This is a genomic window from Streptomyces sp. NPDC047971, from assembly GCF_040653355.1.
GTDB lineage: Bacteria > Actinomycetota > Actinomycetes > Streptomycetales > Streptomycetaceae > Streptomyces.
Window position 1 is genome coordinate 63125 of record NZ_JBEZNW010000020.1, and the last position, 15695, is coordinate 78819.

Below are 15695 nucleotides of genomic sequence, written 5' to 3' on the forward strand. Positions count from 1 at the left end.
CGTGCCTCGGGGCCGGAGGTCCCGGGACGCAGTTCGGGCCAGGGGATGGGCGCGATCCGTGGGTACGGTGCCCGCGGGGGCACCACGGCCCGGGGCACTGCGAGGGCGATCCGCGAGGGCGCCGCGACCCGGGAGCACCGCTCGTCTCAACGGCCGCGTGCGGAACGACGAAGCCCCGCCGGGCCGCGCCTGAGCGCGGCCCCGCGGGGCTGGGGTCGTATGGAGGGCTTCGCCCTCAGGGGCGCGTCAGTGACCGCCGCCCTGCTGTTCGTCCCGGCGGCGCTGCCACCGTTCCTCGATCCGGTTCATCATCGAGCGGCGCTGCCGGGTCTGACGGCCACCGGCCGCCGATCCGCCCGTCGCCTGCTGCTCACCCGGCTTGGGTGCCTTGCGCCAGCCTGTAACGGCCATCACCGCGCAGCCCAGCATGACGAGGAAACCCACCACGCTGATCCACCACTGCTGAGCGACCATTCCAGCCATGAGGAGCGCGATACCCACCAGGAAGCCGGCGACTGCCTGGTAAACCCGTCGCCGGGTGTACGTACGCAGTCCGCTTCCCTCGAGCGCTGTCGCGAACTTGGGATCTTCGGCGTACAGCGCTCGCTCCATCTGCTCGAGCATTCGCTGCTCGTGCTCCGAGAGCGGCACGGAGTCCTCCTAGTCGTCGGTCGCGGGGGCGACCGGGATGCGGCCCTTTCAGGATAGGCAGGGAATCGCCCCCGTGAAACCCGCCCTCAACGCCAAATCGCCAATCCGGGCCGCCATGCGGTTCGGATGCTGAGGCGTTGATTCCCCAGCGCCTGGCCTGTCATGCCGGATGGTGTCCCCCGATCATACGGGGCGAACTCCCCGTTCGGGGTTCCTGTGGCGTACTCCATGTGCGGTTGCGTCGCTGATCAGCACGGTGCGGCCGGCCCGGGGCGTGGCCCCGGGCGGGCTTCCGGGCGGGTGTCAGTCGCGCTTCTCGCCCAGGAGGTGCAACTGGGTGGCGATGGCGTGGAAGGACGGCAGCTCCGCGGCGGCGGCCTCCAGCTTGAGCAGAGCCTCCGCGGCGCCCGGCTCGGTGTCGACCAGCGCGCCGGGGACGAGGTCGGCGAAGACCCGGACGCCGTGCACCGCGCCGACGTCCAGACCGGCCCCGCCGGCCAGCTCGCCGAGCTGGTCCGCGGTGAAGCGACGGGGCACCGGGTCGCCGTCGCCCCAGCGCCCGGACGGGTCGCTCAGGGCGGTGCGGGCCTCGGTGAAGTGCCCGGCGAGCGCCCGGGCCAGGACCGCGCCGCCGACGCCCGCGGCGAGCAGGCTGAGCGCGCCTCCCGACCGGAGCGCCGCCACCGCGTTCCGCACACCCTCGGCCGGGTCGTCCACGTACTCCAGGACTCCGTGGCAGAGGACCACGTCGTACGCCTCCCGCCCGACGACGTCGAACAGGCCGCGGATGTCGCCCTGGACCCCGGTCACCCGGTCGGCCACGCCGGCCTCGGCGGCCCGTCGCTCCAGCGCGAACAGCGCGTTCGGGCTGGGGTCGACGACGGTGACGCGGTGGCCGAGGCGGGCCACCGGCACCGCGAAGTTCCCGGAGCCGCCGCCCGTGTCGAGGACGTCGAGGCCGTCCTGCCCGGTGGCCTTGACCCGGCGGTCGAGGGCGTCCTTGAGGACGTCCCAGACGACGGCCGTACGAAGGGAGGCGCGCGACGGGCGCGACGACGCCTCTCGACCGGAGACGGGGGAAGGGTCCGACACGGCTGTTGACTCCTCGGTGACGGTGCACGAACGCCTCCACCCTATGGCCTCGGGCGTACTCCCCCGCTCACATGCGGCTACCCCGTGGCCTCCTCCGCGCCGGTCTGACGGGGCAGCACGGGCTGAAGGACGAGGAGCCGTTCGACGAGGCGCAGGAACATGGCGGCGTCCCGGATCAGGTCGTCGGCGTCCCGACGCGTCGCCGCACCGGGTATGCCCGCCTCCGCCCGGGCCCGGCGGGGCGCCCCGGACGCGAACAGGGCGCTCCACTCGGTCAGCTCGGGCGCTATCTCGGGGAGCACTTCCCAGGCGCTCCTGATCCGCGCGCGCTTGCGCGGGTTGGTCTCGGGGCGGCCACGGGCGGCGAGCACGGCCGCGGCGGTACGCAGCGCGGCGAGGTGGGCGGTGGCGTACCGCTCGTTGGGCACGTCGTGTCCGACGGCCTCGTCCAGGCCCGCGCGGGCCTGGGCGAGCAGGTCGAGCGCGGCGGGCGGCGCGGTGGAGCGGCGCAGTACGGGGTGGACGTCGGACGGCGGTCCGGACAGTGCGGGGGCAGGGCGGCCGGCGGCGCGGCGCCGCGGTGCGGCTGCTGCGGAGGAGCTGGTCATGACGAGCCTCCTGTCGTCGTGTGACGGCTCTGTGTCCGTATGTGTCCATCGTGAAGGGCACCACTGACAATCGGCCCTGACCTGCGCCTTTGCCTGGATCGCCGCCTCGGGGGTAAGTTTTTGAACTGACTGGTCAGTTCAAAAACTGGGGAACTTGGGGGTGGACCGGTGGAAGCGAAGCCGGAGGAGCCGCAGGGCGCCGCCGTCGTCGCGGACGGATTCGGGCTGAAAGGGCCGCGCGGCTGGGTGTTCCGCGGGGTCGGATTCCGGGCCGAGCCGGGCTCGCTCGTCGCGATCGAGGGACCGTCCGGCTCGGGCCGTACCTGTCTGCTGCTGGCACTGACCGGCCGGATGAAGCCCCAGGAGGGCCACGCCGAGGTCGCCGGACTCCGTCTGCCCCGCAAGATGGCCGCCGTGCGCCGGATCAGCGCGCTCGGCCCGGTCCCCGGGGTCAGCGACCTCGACCCGGCGTTGACCGTCGCCGAGCACCTGCGCGAGCGCGCCCTGCTCCAGCGCCGCTACGACGGCGCGGTGCGCGCCCTGCTCCGGCCGCCCGGCGAGCGGGCGGCCGCCACCAGGGCACGGATCGACGCGGCCCTGGAGGCGTCCGGGCTCGACCTGGACACCCTGCCCAAGGGCGAGCGGACCTCCGTACGGGATCTGGAGCGACTGGAGGCCCTGCGCCTGTCGATCGCCCTGGCGCTGATCGGCCGGCCCCGGCTGCTCGCGCTCGACGACACCGACCTGAAGCTCTCCGACGCCGACCGGGCCGAGGCATGGTCCCTGCTGCGCTCCCTCGCCGACGCCGGCACCACCGTGCTCGCCGTCTGCAGTGAGGCTCCCGAGGACGCCCTGAAGATCACCACGGTGCCGCGCACGGCCGACGACCAGCCGAGCGAAACCGCGGACGCCGAGGACGTCGAGGACGCCGACGAGGCCGAGGACGACGCCGACGCCGACGCCGAGCGGAGCGAGCCCGAGAAGGCGCCCGCGGACGAACCGCGCGAGCCCGGGAACGCCGACGACGAGCCGTCCGCGGGCCGGGACGACACGACCACCGAGGACGACACCATCGAGGAGGGGGCAGCCGATGCGCTCGCCGAAACTGGCCGCGCTTGAGCTGAAGCGGTTCGGCAGGGGGAAGCTGCCGCGGGCCGCGCTCGTCGCGATCCTGCTGCTGCCGCTGCTGTACGGCGCGCTGTACCTGTGGTCCTTCTGGGACCCGTACAGCAGGCTCGACCGGATACCCGTCGCCCTGGTCAACGAGGACAAGGGCGCCACCGCCGACGGCAAGAGGATCAACGCCGGCGACGACATCACGAAGGGCCTGCTGGACAGCAAGGTCTTCCAGTGGCACGAGGTGAGCGACGCCGAGGCCCGCGAGGGCGTGGAGGACGGGACGTACTACCTCTCGCTGACCATGCCGAGCGACCTCAGCACGCGGATCGCCTCCAGCTCGGGCGACGCCCCCGAGACCGGTGCGCTCCGGGTCCGCACCAACGACGCGAACAACTACATCGTCGGACAGATATCCCGGACGGTCTTCTCCGAGGTCCGCACCGCCGCCTCCACCAAGTCCTCGCGCACCTTCCTGGACAAGATCTTCATCTCCTTCTCCGACATCCACGACGCGACCGCCGAGGCCGCCAAGGGCGCCGGTGACCTCAAGGAGGGCGTGGACAAGGCGAAGAAGGGCTCGAAGAGCCTGGCCGACGGCCTGAAGGACGCCAAGAAGGGCAGCGGCGACCTCGCCACCGGCCTGCGGAAGCTCGACAAGGGCGCGGGTGACCTGGAGACCGGTTCACGGCAGGTCGCGAACGGCACCCAGGCGCTGGCCGACAAGGTCAACGGAAGGGCCGCCCAGGTCCGCCCGTACCTGAAGAACAACGGCAAGACGATCGGCGACACCGCCAGGCTGGTCGCCGACTCGACCGCGGCCGTGCGTCACGACCTGGAGGACGTGGTCCGGCGCGCCCCGATCGCCCGGACCGCCGCCCACCTGGCCGACGACAACCTGGAGGCGTTCCACAAGAAGGAGTGCGTGGACAACCCGCTGCCCGACGCCAGGGCCTGCAAGGTCCTCAAGGAGGCCAAGGTCTCGGCCGACGACGTGGCGAAGATCGCCGACGATCTGCACGAGCTGACCAAGGACAGCGACGGCGATCTGAAGAAGCTCGACGGCCGCCTCGCCACCCTGCAGAAGCAGGCGGAGGACCTGGCCAAGGCCGCGCCGCACCTCGGCGAGGACCTCGAAGGCGCCGTCAAGAAGATCAACAAGCTGAACGAGGGCGCCCGCAAGGTCGCCACGGGCGCCGACGAGCTGCACACCGGCCTCACCAGCGCCAAGACGGGTTCCACGAACCTCGACACGGGCGTCGGCAAGCTCAAGAAGGGCGCCGGGGACCTGGACGGCGGCCTGTTCAAGCTGGCCGACGGCTCCGGGGAGCTGGCCACCGGTCTCCACGACGGGGTGAACAAGATCCCCGACTACGACAAGCAGCAGCGCGACCGGCGTACGGAGGTCATGGCCGACCCGGTCGAGCTCGCCTCCCAGTCCCTCCACAAGGCGCCCAACTACGGCACCGGCTTCGCCCCGTACTTCATCCCGCTCTCCCTCTGGGTCGGCGCGATGGTGGCGTACATGCTGATCCAACCGCTGAACCGGCGTGCCCTCGCCGCCGGCGCCTCCGCCTGGCGGATCGCCCTGGCCGGCTGGCTGCCGGTCGCGGCCATCGGGCTGCTCCAGGTCGCCGCGCTGATGTCCGTGCTGCACTGGGGCCTCGGTCTCCAGATGGCCAGGGCGGCCGGGACCGTCGGCTTCCTCGCGCTGGTGACCTGCTGCTTCGCGGCGATCATCCAGTGGCTCAACGCCCGCTTCGGCGCGGCGGGCCGCATCCTGGTGCTGGCGGTGCTGATGCTCCAGCTCACGTCGGCGGGCGGCACCTACCCCGTGCAGACGAGTCCGGGCTTCTTCAACGCGATCCATCCCTTCCTGCCGATGAGTTACGTGGTCGAGTCGCTGCGCCGGCTGATCTCGGGCGGCGGGATCGGACCGGTATGGCAGGCGGTCGCGGTACTGACGGCGTTCACGGTGGGCGCGCTGGCGCTGACCGCGGTCTCCGCCCGGCGCAAGCAGGTGTGGACACTGGACCGGCTCCACCCCGATCTGTCCTTGTGACACCCGCCCTGCGAGACCCGCGAGACCTGTGAGAATCGAGCCCATGGACAGCAGCAGCACCAGACGCCAGGCGACGCGCGCGAAGCTCTACGAGGCCGCCGTCACGCTCATCGCCGAGCAGGGCTTCTCGGCGACGACCGTGGACGAGATCGCCGAGCGCGCGGGTGTCGCCAAGGGCACGGTCTATTACAACTTCAAGAGCAAGACCGAGCTCTTCGAAGAGCTGCTGCGGCACGGAGTCGCCCTGCTCACCGCCTCCCTGAGGACGGCGGCCGAGGAGACGACGGAACGGGGCGGGAGCCGCGTCGACGCGCTGGACGCGATGATCCGGGCGGGTCTGGTCTTCATCGACCGCTATCCGGCCTTCACCCAGCTGTACGTGGCAGAGCTGTGGCGCACCAACCGGGCCTGGAACTCCACCCTCCTGGTCGTCCGTCAGCAGGCGGTCGCCGTGGTGGAGGGCGTGCTGCGCGAGGGTGTCGAGAACGGCGAGCTGAGCGAGGAGATCGACATTCCGCTCTCCGCGGCCGCGCTGGTCGGGATGGTGCTGGTGGCCGCCCTCGACTGGCAGGCCTTCCAGCGCGAGCGCTCGATCGACGATGTGCACAGCGCGCTGTCGCGGCTGCTGCACGGACGCGTGGGCGGCTGCTGACCTTCGGCCGGACCACCACCGGGAGAAACGCCGGACGGCGAGGCTCGATCCCCCCGAGCCTCGCCGTCCGGCGTTTCCGCACCCCCGTGCTTCCCCCGTGGTGCTTCCCCCGTGGTACCCCCGTACCCCCGTGCACCCCCGTGCCGGCAGGCGCACGGCCCCGTTCCGCCGCCCCGTGTCGGCGGTCCGGAGCCGTGCCCCTTCCGTTGCCACCACTCTTCCGTCCGCGGGGGTCGGAACCCATCCGCTTGCCTACTCATCTCGACACCTAGGTACGGGTACTCAGACCTGGATACGATCGCGGGCGTGTCCGTACTCCCCCTCGTCTTCACCAGCGGCTGGGCGAGCGGGATCAACGCGTACGCGGTGGTCCTGCTCCTCGGCGTCTTCGGCGCGACCGGCCTCAGCGACGAGGTGCCCGCGTCGCTGCAGCGCACCGATGTCCTGATCGTGGCGGGGGTGTTGTTCCTGTGCGAGGCGGTGGCGGACAAGATCCCCTACGTCGACTCCGTCTGGGACTCCTTCCACACGGTCATCCGGCCGATCGCCGGCGCCGTCGTGGCCGCGCTGCTCGCCGGGGAGTCCGGTTCGCTGCCCGAGCTCGCGGCGGCCGCGGTCGGCGGCTCGACGGCTCTGCTGAGCCACTTCGTCAAGGCCGGGACACGGATGGCGATCAACACCTCGCCGGAGCCGTTCACCAACATCGGCGTCAGCATGGCCGAGGACCTCGGGGTCGCCGGGATCATCACCTTCGCGATATTCAATCCGGAGGCGGCGGCGATCATCGCGGCCGTGCTCCTCGTGTCGGGCCTGGCGATACTGGTCTTCCTCGCCCAGCGCATCCGCCGCTTCCTGCGCCGCAGGGCACAGCGGCGGGAGGAGAAGCGGCTGGCGGCCGTGGAGGCCGGAACCCGGGCGCGGGCACCGTCCGGCGACGGGTCGGAGCACTTCTGACCCTGCCGCCCGGCGGACGCCACCTGGCCCCCGGTGCTGTCGGAGGGGCCGGATAAGGTCGACGACATGGCACGGATTGTGGTGATCGGCGCGGGGCTCGGCGCCATGGCGGCGGCCGCCCGGCTGGCCGTGGCGGGCCACCGGGTGACGGTGTACGAGGCAGGCGGGACGTACGGCGGCGCGGTGCGCCGCTTCGAGCGGGACGGGTTCGGCTTCGACACCGGCCCGGGGCTGCTGCATCTGCCCGCGGTCTACCGCGATCTGTTCGTCAAGACCGGCAAGGAGCCGCTGGAGGAGTGCGTCGGGCTGGCGCAGGTCGACCCGGCGAGCCGTCATGTCTTCGCCGACGGCACCCGCGTGGACCTGCCGAACGCCTCGCGCGCGGGCACGGTCTCGGCGCTGGACGCGGCGCTCGGCGCCGGCGCGGGCGAGCGCTGGGGCGACTTCCTGGTCCGGGCCCGCGAGGCGTGGGACCGCACCCGTCGCCCGCTCCTGGAGGAGCCTCAGCCCGCCGACCCCTCGGCCCTGGGCCGTGAGCCGTACCCCGCCCTGAAGGCGGGGCTGCTGCGCCGCCCCACGACCACGCTGGCGCAGATCGGCGCCCGCGAGCTGCGTGACCCGCGGCTCGCCGCACTCCTCGACTCCTACGCCTGGAGCCACGGCTTCGACCCGGCCACCGCCCCGGCGGCGGCCGCCGTCCTGCCGTACATGGAGCAGACCTTCGGGACCTGGTACGTCAGCGGCGGCATCCGGGCGCTCGCGGACGCGGTGTACGAGCGGTGCCGGAAGCGGCGGGTGGAGTTCGTGTTCGACACCGCCGTCGACGAGGTGGTGGAGAAGGACGGCCGGGCGGCCGGGGTCCGGCTGAAGGGCGGGGAGTTCGTCGAGGCGGACCACGTCGTCGCGGGCGCGCCCCTCCCCGCGCTCCACCGGGAGCAGGTCGTGACCTGGGAGCGCCAGGACGACCGGCCCCGGTACCCGACGGTCCTCACGGGCCGGGTGACGGTCTGCCTGGCACTGCGCGGAGGCCGGGAGGCGGGCGCCGTCCACCGCACGGTCGTCCACGCGCGCGGGGACCGTCCCACGGTGACCGTGCTCCGGGCCGACGACCCCGCGCTGCGCCCCGACGACGGCCACGAGTCGGTCACCGTCACGGCGACGGTGGGGCTGGACCCGGAGGACGACTGGGCGGACATCGCGCGAGAGATGGTGGCGGCGGCGGAGGCGGCCGTTCCCGGGCTGCGTGAGCGGCTGCTCTGGCAGGAGGTCCGCACGCCGGACGACACGCTGCGGGAGACGGGTGCGCGGGAGGTGCCGGGACCGGCGCTCGGGGGCGGTCGCGGGCTGTTCCTGCCCGCCGCCAACCGCTCCCCGATCCCCGGGCTCCACTTCGCCGGCGGCTGGTCGCACCCCGGCGGCGGGCTCGCCCACGCCGGGATGTCCGGTGCTCTCGTCGCCGGGCTGATCGTGGAGGGCGCGGACTTCCGCGGTTCGCGCTGAGCCGCCTCGGGGCGGTCAGTACCGGTACTGCTGGTCGTTGCCGTAACCGTAGTGCTCCTGCCCCTGCTGGGGGGCGGGCTGTTCGTTGTCGCGCTGCTGGGGCACCCACACGCCGCCGGGCGGGGTGTCGTAGCCGTAGGAGGCCGCGTAGGGGTCGGCGTACTGCTGCTGGCCGGTGCCGTAGTCGTACGAGGCGTACTGCTGGCCGTCCGTCCCCGGGCCGATGTACGGGTCGGAGTAGGCCGCGTACTGCTGCTGGCCGCTGCCGTAGTCGTAGCCCTGCTGCTCGTAGGCGGGCTGGTACGCGGGCTGCTCGTACCCGTGGCCGTAGCCGTCGTATCCGGCGGTGTAGGCGGGCTGTTGCTGGGCCTGGTCGTGATCCCGGCCGTACGAGGTGTCGTAGACGCCGTACTGGCCGGTGTCCTCGTCCATCGGCTGGGGCTCGTAGATCGCGGTGGTCTCGGCGGCCGGGGGCTCGGCCTGCTCGTAGGAGAGGTCGCTGACCTCCAGGGTGGGTCCCGTCTCGGCGGGCGCGGACGACCTGCGGCGGCGGCTCGCGCCCGGGCTTCCGCCGATGGCCCAGCCGGTGGAGAAGCCGCGGCGGAAGGAGAGGGTCACATAGGTCTGTCCGACGGCGAAGGCGATCGCCCCCGCGATGATCACCGCGACCGAGGGCATGAGGACGCCGAGGACGACGCCCAGGAAGCCGCAGAAGGCGAGCACCCGCCAGCGCAGGCGCGCCTTGTACTGCAGGAGCACCTCACCCAGCAGCCACAACGCGACAACGCCGAACGCGATGTAGAGGACCGTCCACCCCATGCCCGCCCCTCTCCTACGGCCACCGCCGCGGGTCTGGGGCGGGTACGCCGGTCACGACTGCACGTGCAGTCCGAGATTCTCGTAGATCTCCAGCGTCGCGGTGGAATTGTTCAGCGTGATGAAGTGCAGTCCGGGGACACCCTCGGAGAGCAGACGCGCGCAGAACTCCGTCGCGAACTCGATGCCAATGGAGCGTACAGCGGCCGCGTCGTCCTTGACGGCGAGGATGCGTTCTTTCACATCGGCCGGGAAGTGCGCGTTGCTCAGCTGGGGCAGCCGGTCGAGGGTCTTGACGTTCACAACGGGCATGACTTCGGGGATGATCGGGGTCTCGCAGCCGGCCTTCGCCACGCTGTCGCGCATCCGGAGGTAGTTGTCCGGATCGAAGAACATCTGCGTGATCGCGTAGTCGGCGCCGGCACGGCACTTGTCCACGAAGTGACGGATGTCCGTGTCCCAGTCGTCCGAGCGGGGGTGCATCTCGGGGAAGGCGGCGACGCCCACGCAGAAGTCGCCGGACTCCTTGATCAGCCGGACGAGGTCGGCGGCGTAGCGCACACCCTCGGGGTGCTCGATCCACTCCCCCAGCGGATCGCCCGGCGGGTCGCCGCGGAGCGCCAGCATGTTCCGGATGCCCGCGTCCGCGTACTGACCCAGGACGTTGCGGAGCTCGGCGACGGAGTGGTCGACCGCGGTGAGGTGGGCCACCGGGGTGAGGGTGGTGTCACCGGCGATCTTCTGGGTGGCCTTGACCGTCCCGCCGCGGGTCGAGCCGCCGGCGCCGTAGGTCACCGACACGAAGCTCGGGCCGACCGCCTCGACTCTGCGCAGGGCGTTCCAGAGGCTCCGCTCGCCCTTCTCGGTCCGGGGCGCGTAGAACTCGAAGGAGTACGAGGGCTTGCCGTCGGCGAGGATCTCGCGGACCGTGCGGGCACGGTCCGTGCGGGTGGAAGCGGTACCAAGGGCCATACCGGCAGGTTAGACGGGGTCACACGGCCGACGAAGCCGCGTCCGAGGAATGGACACGTTTTTGGACAACGTCCAAGGGGCGGGTCCGGCCTTCGGACATTGCGCCGAAAGGGGCGCCGTCGGCCGGCTGCGGCGGGGAGATCACGCCGAGCGCTCGCGGACCCGCTTCGCCAGCCGGGCCGTCGCCGCGGCCGGGTCGTCGGCCTCGGTGATCGCCCGGACGACCACGATCCGGCGGGCTCCCGCGTCCAGGACCTCGTCCAGATTGGTCTCGTCGATCCCGCCGATCGCGAACCAGGGCCGGTCCTGCTCCAGCGCCGCCGCGTAGCGCACCAGGCCGAGGCCGGGCGCGTACCGCCCGGGCTTGGTCGGGGTGGGCCAGCAGGGGCCGGTGCAGAAGTAGTCCACGCCGGGTTCGGCGGCGGCCGCGTCCACCTCGGACTCGCCGTGGCAGGAACGGCCGATCAGCAGCTCCTCGCCGAGGATGGCGCGGGCGGCGGGCACCGGCAGGTCGCCCTGGCCCAGGTGCAGGACGTCGGAGCCGATGGCGTGGGCGACGTCGGCACGGTCGTTCACCGCGAGCAGCTTGCCGTGGCGACGGCAGGCGTCGGCGAGGACGGCGAGGTGCGTCAGCTCCTCGCCCGCCTCCATGCCCTTGTCGCGGAGCTGGAGGATGTCCACGCCGGAGGAGAGCACGGCGTCGAGGAAGGCGGGCAGGTCTCCCTGCCGCCTGCGGGCGTCCGTGCACAGGTAGAGCCGGGCGTCGGCGAGCTGCTCGCGAGGCGTGGACATGGGTGCTTCCCCCCGTTGGTTGCGGTGGTTCCGCGGGGCCGGGGCGTGCCCGGCCCCGCGGAACCTCTGTGGTGTCTTCGGTGCGTCAGACGGCGAGCGCCTGGGCGCGGCGCTTCACCTCCGTGCCGCGATTCTCGCTGAGGGCCTGCGCGGGGGTGCCCGGCAGGCTCGGGTCGGGAGTGAAGAGCCACTCCAGCATCTCTTCGTCGGTGAAGCCGTCGTCCTTCAGGAGGGTGAGGGTCCCGGAGAGTCCCTTGACCACCTTGTCGCCGTCGATGAAGGCGGCGGGCACCTGAAGAGCCTTGTTCTCACCGCGGCGGACGGCGATGAGCTGGCCCTCCTTGACCAGCTGCCGCACGCGCGTCACCTCGACATCGAGCATGTCCGCGATGTCGGGGAGGTAGAGCCAGGCGGGGACGAGAGCATCGGTCTTTGCGTCAATCTCGGTCACGTGGACAAGCCTGCCATCCCGGACCGACAGCCGGTAGTCGAGCCCTACAGGACTGCCGCCTTCAGGGGGACGGACGGGTCCGCGGCACGCTCGGGGTCGATCCGGGTGCCCGACTCGATCAGCTTGCGGCCCTGGGCCAGGTCGCGGGGGCGCCCCACGGCGAGCAGGGCGACCAGGGCGCCGTCCCGCAGCCAGAGCACGGACCAGGAGGGTCCGGCCGGGTCGCCGCGCCGGAGCAGTTCGGTGTCTCCCTCGTGGTGCCCCGCGTACTGCACGAACCGGCCGAACTGCTCGGACCAGAAGTACGGGACCGGGTCGTACGGCCCGGGGGCCTCGCCGATGATGTCGGCCGCGACCGTGCGCGGCCCCTGGAGGGCGTTGTCCCAGTGGTGGACCAGGAGGCGGCGGCCGTAGCGGGCGGAGGGGAAGGAGGCGCAGTCGCCGACGGCGTACACGTCGGGCAGGGAGGTGCGCAGCCGTTCGTCGGCGGTGACGGAGCCGTCCGCGTCGCGGGCGATGCCGGACTCGGCGAGCCAGCCGGTGGCCGGGCGGGCGCCGATGCCGACGACGACCGCCTCGGCGGGCAGCCGGCGGCCGTCGGTCAGGACGACCGTGCCGGGCTCGACGGTGGCCACGCGCGCGTGGGTGAGGAGTTCGGTTCCGCTCTCCTCGTACCACCGCGCCATCGGGGCGGTGACCTCGGCGGGCAGCACGCCCGCGAGCGGGCGGTCGGCGGCCTCGACGACGATGACGGCGCACCCCGCCTCGCGCGCGGCGGTGGCGAACTCGGCGCCGATCCAGCCGGCGCCGACCACCACGATGTCGTGACGCCGTTCCAGGACGGGCCCCAGGCGGGCGGCGTCGTCGAGGGTGCGCAGCAGGTGGACTCCGGGGACGCCCTCGGTGCCGGGCAGGGTGACGGGCTCGGCGCCGGTGGCGAGGACCAGGACGTCGTACGGGACGGGTCCTGCCTCGGTGTCGACCTCGTGGTCCTCGGCGCGCAGCCCGGTGACGTCGAGACCGAGGCGCAGGTCGATGGCGAGGGCCTCGAAGTCGACGTCGAAGGCGGAGTCCTCGGCCTTGCCGAGGAGGACGGCCTTGGAGAGGGGCGGCCGGTCGTAGGGCTGGTGCGGCTCGGCCCCGATGAGGACGACACGGCCGGTGAAGCCCTGTTCGCGCAGGGCGACCGCGGTCTGTACCCCCGCCATGCCGGCGCCCACGATCACGACTCGCTGCTGTGCCTGCTTCTGCTCGCTCACCCGATCACCTTACGCATCTGACGCACCGTCAGGAAGGCAGCTGTTCGACCACACTGGTTCCGGAGCCCTCCTGCGACTCCCATGCCCAGCTCTCCTCCAGCCGAACGCGCCCGTCCGGCAGCTCCACCACGGTCGAGACGCAATGCCCGGAAGAGGTGGATCCGTCCCGCTTCAGCTGGACGTAGCGGAAGTCGAGCCGGTCCCCCGCGCGCGTGCCGACGAGGTTCCCCCGGACCACGTCCCCGCCCGCGTACTCGGCCCAGATCCGGCCGTCCTCCTCGTGGTACGTGAACCGGGTGCTCGTACCCACCTGGCCGGGGGCCTGGTCGGCGACGGGGGCGAGGACGAGTCCGTCCAGGGATTTCGCCACGGCGGAGGCTCCCTTACTGGGCGTCGGGGGCGGGGGTTAGTCTGACCGTCAACGTAGAGCACTCGCGGGAGCCCGGACGCACCGGGCTGAGAGGGAGGCTGGCCGGCCTCCGACCGTACGAACCTGATCCGGGTCATGCCGGCGAAGGGAGGGGCTGGACGCCCATGTCGCGTACATGCAGTACCTCGGACGTTCTCGTCATCGGGGGCGGAATCATCGGCCTGGTCACGGCCTGGCGGGCCGCGCAGCGCGGGCTGCGCACCGCCGTCGTCGATCCCGAGCCGGGTGGCGGGGCCGCCCGCGTGGCGGCCGGGATGCTGGCCGCCGTCACCGAGCTCCACTACGGCGAGGAGACCCTGCTCGCCCTCAACCTCGCCTCCGCGCGCCGCTATCCCGACTTCGTCGCCGAACTCCGGGACGCCACCGGAGACGACGTGGGCTACCGCGCCTGCGGCACGCTCGCCGTCGCGCTCGACGCCGACGACCGGGCGCACCTGCGCGAGCTGCACGCCCTGCAGACCCGCTGCGGCCTGGAGTCGGAGTGGCTCAGCGGCCGTGACTGCCGCCGCCTGGAGCCGATGCTGGCCCCGGGCGTACGCGGCGGCCTGCGGGTGGACGGCGACCACCAGGTCGATCCGCGCCGGCTCGCCTCCGCGCTGGTCACCGCCTGCGAGCGGGCCGGGGTCGTCTTCCACCGGTCCCTCGCGGAGCGGCTGACGGTCGCGCGGGACCGGGCCGCGGGCGCGCTGCTCGCCGGGGGCGAGGCACTCGAAGCGGACCAGGTCGTGCTGGCCGCCGGCAGCCTCAGCGGCCGGCTCGCCGGTGTGCCCGACGAGGTGCTGCCGCCCGTGCGCCCCGTCAAGGGGCAGGTGCTGCGGCTGAGCGTGCCGCGGGCGTACGCACCGTTCCTGTCACGGACCGTCCGGGCCGTCGTGCGCGGCAGCCACGTCTATCTGGTGCCGCGCGAGAACGGCGAGCTGGTGGTCGGCGCGACCAGCGAGGAACTGGGCTGGGACACCACCGTCACGGCGGGCGGGGTCTACGAGCTGCTGCGCGACGCCCACGAGCTGGTGCCGGGCATCACCGAGCTGCCGCTCACCGAGACCCGCGCGGGGCTGCGGCCCGGTTCCCCGGACAACGCGCCGCTGCTCGGCCCGACCGCCCTGCCCGGCCTGCGGCTGGCGACGGGGCACTACCGCAACGGGGTCCTGCTCACCCCCGTCACCGGCGACGTGATGGCCGACCTCCTCACCACCGGCGTGCTTCCGGACGAGGCCCGCCCCTTCACTCCCCGCCGCTTCGCCCCCGTACGTCAGGAGCAGCCCGTATGAACGTCCCGACGAACGTCTCCGTCAACGGCGAGGCACGTGTCCTCGCCGCGCCCACGACCCTCGACGCGCTGGTCGCGACGCTGACGCCGGCCCCGTCCGGCGTGGCCGCGGCCGTCAACGAGACGGTCGTGCCGCGCAGCCAGTGGTCCGCGACCCTCCTCGGCGAGGGCGACCGGGTCGAGGTCCTCACCGCCGTGCAGGGGGGCTGAGCACGATGTCCGACGACACCTTCCTCCTCGGCGGTACGGAGTTCTCCTCGCGTCTGATCATGGGCACGGGCGGCGCCCCGAGCCTGGACGTCCTCGAACGCTCCCTGATCGCCAGCGGCACCGAACTCACCACCGTCGCCATGCGGCGCCTCGACCCGACCGTCCAGGGCTCGGTCCTGTCCGTCCTCGACCGGCTCTCCATCCGTGTCCTGCCGAACACCGCGGGCTGCTTCACGGCGGGCGAGGCCGTCCTGACGGCGCGGCTCGCCCGTGAGGCGCTGGGCACCGACTGGATCAAGCTGGAGGTCGTCGCCGACGAGCGGACCCTGCTGCCGGATCCGATCGAGCTGCTCGACGCGGCGGAGACGCTGGTGGACGACGGCTTCACCGTGCTGCCGTACACCAACGACGACCCGGTCCTCGCGCGGAAGCTGGAGGACGTGGGATGCGCGGCGATCATGCCGCTCGGCTCGCCGATCGGCTCCGGGCTCGGGATCCGCAACCCGCACAACTTCCAGCTGATCGTGGAGCGGGCGGGGGTGCCGGTGATCCTGGACGCGGGGGCGGGCACGGCCTCGGACGCCGCCCTGGCGATGGAGCTGGGGTGCGCGGCGGTCATGCTGGCGTCGGCGGTGACCCGGGCGCAGGAGCCGGTGCTGATGGCGGAGGGCATGCGGCACGCGGTGGAGGCGGGCCGTCTGGCGTGGCGGGCGGGCCGGATCCCGCGCCGCCATTTCGCGGAGGCGTCGTCCCCGGCCGAGGGCCGCGCGGCCCTGGACCCGGAGCGGCCGGCGTTCTGAGCCCCGCCGGAGCGGGGTCCACGCGTCACGGGTGGGCTGCGGCGGCCGGCCATCCGGGGC

17 protein-coding genes and 1 riboswitch are annotated in these 15695 nt (G+C 72.8%); of the genes, 8 read left to right on the forward strand and 9 right to left on the reverse strand.

The features are described from left to right. Positions 1–246: 246 nt before the first annotated feature. From AB0D99_RS20150 to AB0D99_RS20160, 3 genes are all read right to left on the reverse strand, one after another. A complete protein-coding gene (locus AB0D99_RS20150; protein ID WP_362363543.1) occupies positions 247–651 on the reverse strand; it encodes a DUF3040 domain-containing protein in 405 nt (134 codons plus the stop codon). A 303-nt stretch (positions 652–954) separates the two neighbouring features. Beyond that, entirely contained in the window at positions 955–1743 is a 789-nt protein-coding gene (locus tag AB0D99_RS20155; RefSeq protein WP_362363546.1) for a methyltransferase, read from the reverse strand. 77 nt (positions 1744–1820) lie between these two features. Then, complete coding sequence (locus AB0D99_RS20160) at positions 1821–2351, reverse strand: SAV_6107 family HEPN domain-containing protein (protein ID WP_362363549.1); 531 nt, start codon at positions 2349–2351, stop codon at positions 1821–1823. 168 nt (positions 2352–2519) lie between these two features. Here AB0D99_RS20160 and AB0D99_RS20165 point away from each other — a divergent pair, with 168 nt between their 5' ends. The 5 genes from AB0D99_RS20165 (at position 2520) to AB0D99_RS20185 (ending at position 8635) form a co-directional block, all read left to right on the forward strand. After that, positions 2520–3470, forward strand: a complete 951-nt coding sequence (locus AB0D99_RS20165; protein ID WP_362363552.1) for an ATP-binding cassette domain-containing protein — start codon at positions 2520–2522, stop codon at positions 3468–3470. Beyond that, positions 3442–5529 carry a YhgE/Pip domain-containing protein gene (locus AB0D99_RS20170; protein WP_362363555.1) on the forward strand — a complete coding sequence of 696 codons (2088 nt, stop codon included), beginning with the start codon at positions 3442–3444 and terminating at the stop codon, positions 5527–5529. The genes AB0D99_RS20165 and AB0D99_RS20170 overlap by 29 nt, the downstream gene beginning before the upstream one ends. A 43-nt stretch (positions 5530–5572) precedes the next feature. After that, complete coding sequence (locus tag AB0D99_RS20175; RefSeq protein WP_362363558.1) at positions 5573–6181, forward strand: TetR/AcrR family transcriptional regulator; 609 nt, start codon at positions 5573–5575, stop codon at positions 6179–6181. A gap of 306 nt (positions 6182–6487) precedes the next feature. Continuing rightward, positions 6488–7135 (forward strand): DUF4126 domain-containing protein, encoded by a 648-nt coding sequence (locus tag AB0D99_RS20180; RefSeq protein ID WP_362363561.1) that lies wholly within the window; start codon positions 6488–6490, stop codon positions 7133–7135. 66 nt (positions 7136–7201) lie between these two features. Beyond that, positions 7202–8635: an NAD(P)/FAD-dependent oxidoreductase gene (locus AB0D99_RS20185; RefSeq protein ID WP_362363564.1), complete on the forward strand. Its 1434-nt coding sequence runs from the start codon at positions 7202–7204 to the stop codon at positions 8633–8635. Positions 8636–8650: 15 nt separating this feature from the next. Here the strand turns inward: AB0D99_RS20185 and AB0D99_RS20190 are convergent, their stop codons facing one another. From AB0D99_RS20190 to AB0D99_RS20215, 6 genes are all read right to left on the reverse strand, one after another. After that, positions 8651–9454 carry a hypothetical protein gene (locus tag AB0D99_RS20190; RefSeq protein ID WP_362363566.1) on the reverse strand — a complete coding sequence of 268 codons (804 nt, stop codon included), beginning with the start codon at positions 9452–9454 and terminating at the stop codon, positions 8651–8653. A 51-nt stretch (positions 9455–9505) separates the two neighbouring features. Next, a complete protein-coding gene (gene metF, locus AB0D99_RS20195) occupies positions 9506–10423 on the reverse strand; it encodes a methylenetetrahydrofolate reductase [NAD(P)H] (protein ID WP_362363569.1) in 918 nt (305 codons plus the stop codon). A 141-nt stretch (positions 10424–10564) separates the two neighbouring features. Further along, entirely contained in the window at positions 10565–11215 is a 651-nt protein-coding gene (gene thiE / locus AB0D99_RS20200; RefSeq protein WP_362363572.1) for a thiamine phosphate synthase, read from the reverse strand. Positions 11216–11300: 85 nt separating this feature from the next. Continuing rightward, a complete protein-coding gene (locus AB0D99_RS20205) occupies positions 11301–11666 on the reverse strand; it encodes an Rv2175c family DNA-binding protein (protein ID WP_362363575.1) in 366 nt (121 codons plus the stop codon). A gap of 44 nt (positions 11667–11710) precedes the next feature. Then, entirely contained in the window at positions 11711–12925 is a 1215-nt protein-coding gene (locus AB0D99_RS20210) for an FAD-dependent oxidoreductase (RefSeq protein ID WP_362363578.1), read from the reverse strand. A 28-nt stretch (positions 12926–12953) separates the two neighbouring features. Then, positions 12954–13295: a hypothetical protein gene (locus tag AB0D99_RS20215; protein ID WP_362363581.1), complete on the reverse strand. Its 342-nt coding sequence runs from the start codon at positions 13293–13295 to the stop codon at positions 12954–12956. Between the two features lie 54 nt (positions 13296–13349). Next, a riboswitch (TPP riboswitch) is annotated at positions 13350–13462 on the forward strand. Between AB0D99_RS20215 and thiO the strand changes: the two genes are divergently transcribed. The 3 genes from thiO to AB0D99_RS20230 all read left to right on the forward strand — a co-directional run bounded on the left by thiO (position 13460) and on the right by AB0D99_RS20230 (position 15635). Continuing rightward, a complete protein-coding gene (thiO, locus tag AB0D99_RS20220) occupies positions 13460–14626 on the forward strand; it encodes a glycine oxidase ThiO (protein WP_362363584.1) in 1167 nt (388 codons plus the stop codon). Its footprint overlaps the riboswitch before it by 3 nt. After that, a complete protein-coding gene (gene thiS, locus AB0D99_RS20225) occupies positions 14623–14835 on the forward strand; it encodes a sulfur carrier protein ThiS (protein ID WP_362363587.1) in 213 nt (70 codons plus the stop codon). Before thiO ends, thiS begins: the two co-directional genes overlap by 4 nt. 5 nt (positions 14836–14840) lie before the next feature. Further along, the gene (locus tag AB0D99_RS20230; RefSeq protein ID WP_362363590.1) at positions 14841–15635 is read left to right on the forward strand and encodes a thiazole synthase; all 795 of its coding nucleotides are present in this window, start codon (positions 14841–14843) and stop codon (positions 15633–15635) included. Positions 15636–15695: the final 60 nt, after the last annotated feature.

Excerpts from the sequence above, each read along its gene's own strand:
- AB0D99_RS20160 (WP_362363549.1), bottom strand. The coding sequence starts at position 2,351 with ATGACCAGCTCCTCCGCAGCAGCCGCACCGCGGCGCCGCGCCGCCGGC.
- AB0D99_RS20170 (WP_362363555.1), top strand. The coding sequence starts at position 3,442 with ATGCGCTCGCCGAAACTGGCCGCGCTTGAGCTGAAGCGGTTCGGCAGG.
- AB0D99_RS20175 (WP_362363558.1), top strand. The coding sequence starts at position 5,573 with ATGGACAGCAGCAGCACCAGACGCCAGGCGACGCGCGCGAAGCTCTAC.
- AB0D99_RS20185 (WP_362363564.1), top strand. The coding sequence starts at position 7,202 with ATGGCACGGATTGTGGTGATCGGCGCGGGGCTCGGCGCCATGGCGGCG.
- AB0D99_RS20190 (WP_362363566.1), bottom strand. The coding sequence starts at position 9,454 with ATGGGGTGGACGGTCCTCTACATCGCGTTCGGCGTTGTCGCGTTGTGG.
- metF (WP_362363569.1), bottom strand. The coding sequence starts at position 10,423 with ATGGCCCTTGGTACCGCTTCCACCCGCACGGACCGTGCCCGCACGGTC.
- thiE (WP_362363572.1), bottom strand. The coding sequence starts at position 11,215 with ATGTCCACGCCTCGCGAGCAGCTCGCCGACGCCCGGCTCTACCTGTGC.
- thiO (WP_362363584.1), top strand. The coding sequence starts at position 13,460 with ATGTCGCGTACATGCAGTACCTCGGACGTTCTCGTCATCGGGGGCGGA.
- thiS (WP_362363587.1), top strand. The coding sequence starts at position 14,623 with ATGAACGTCCCGACGAACGTCTCCGTCAACGGCGAGGCACGTGTCCTC.
- AB0D99_RS20230 (WP_362363590.1), top strand. The coding sequence starts at position 14,841 with ATGTCCGACGACACCTTCCTCCTCGGCGGTACGGAGTTCTCCTCGCGT.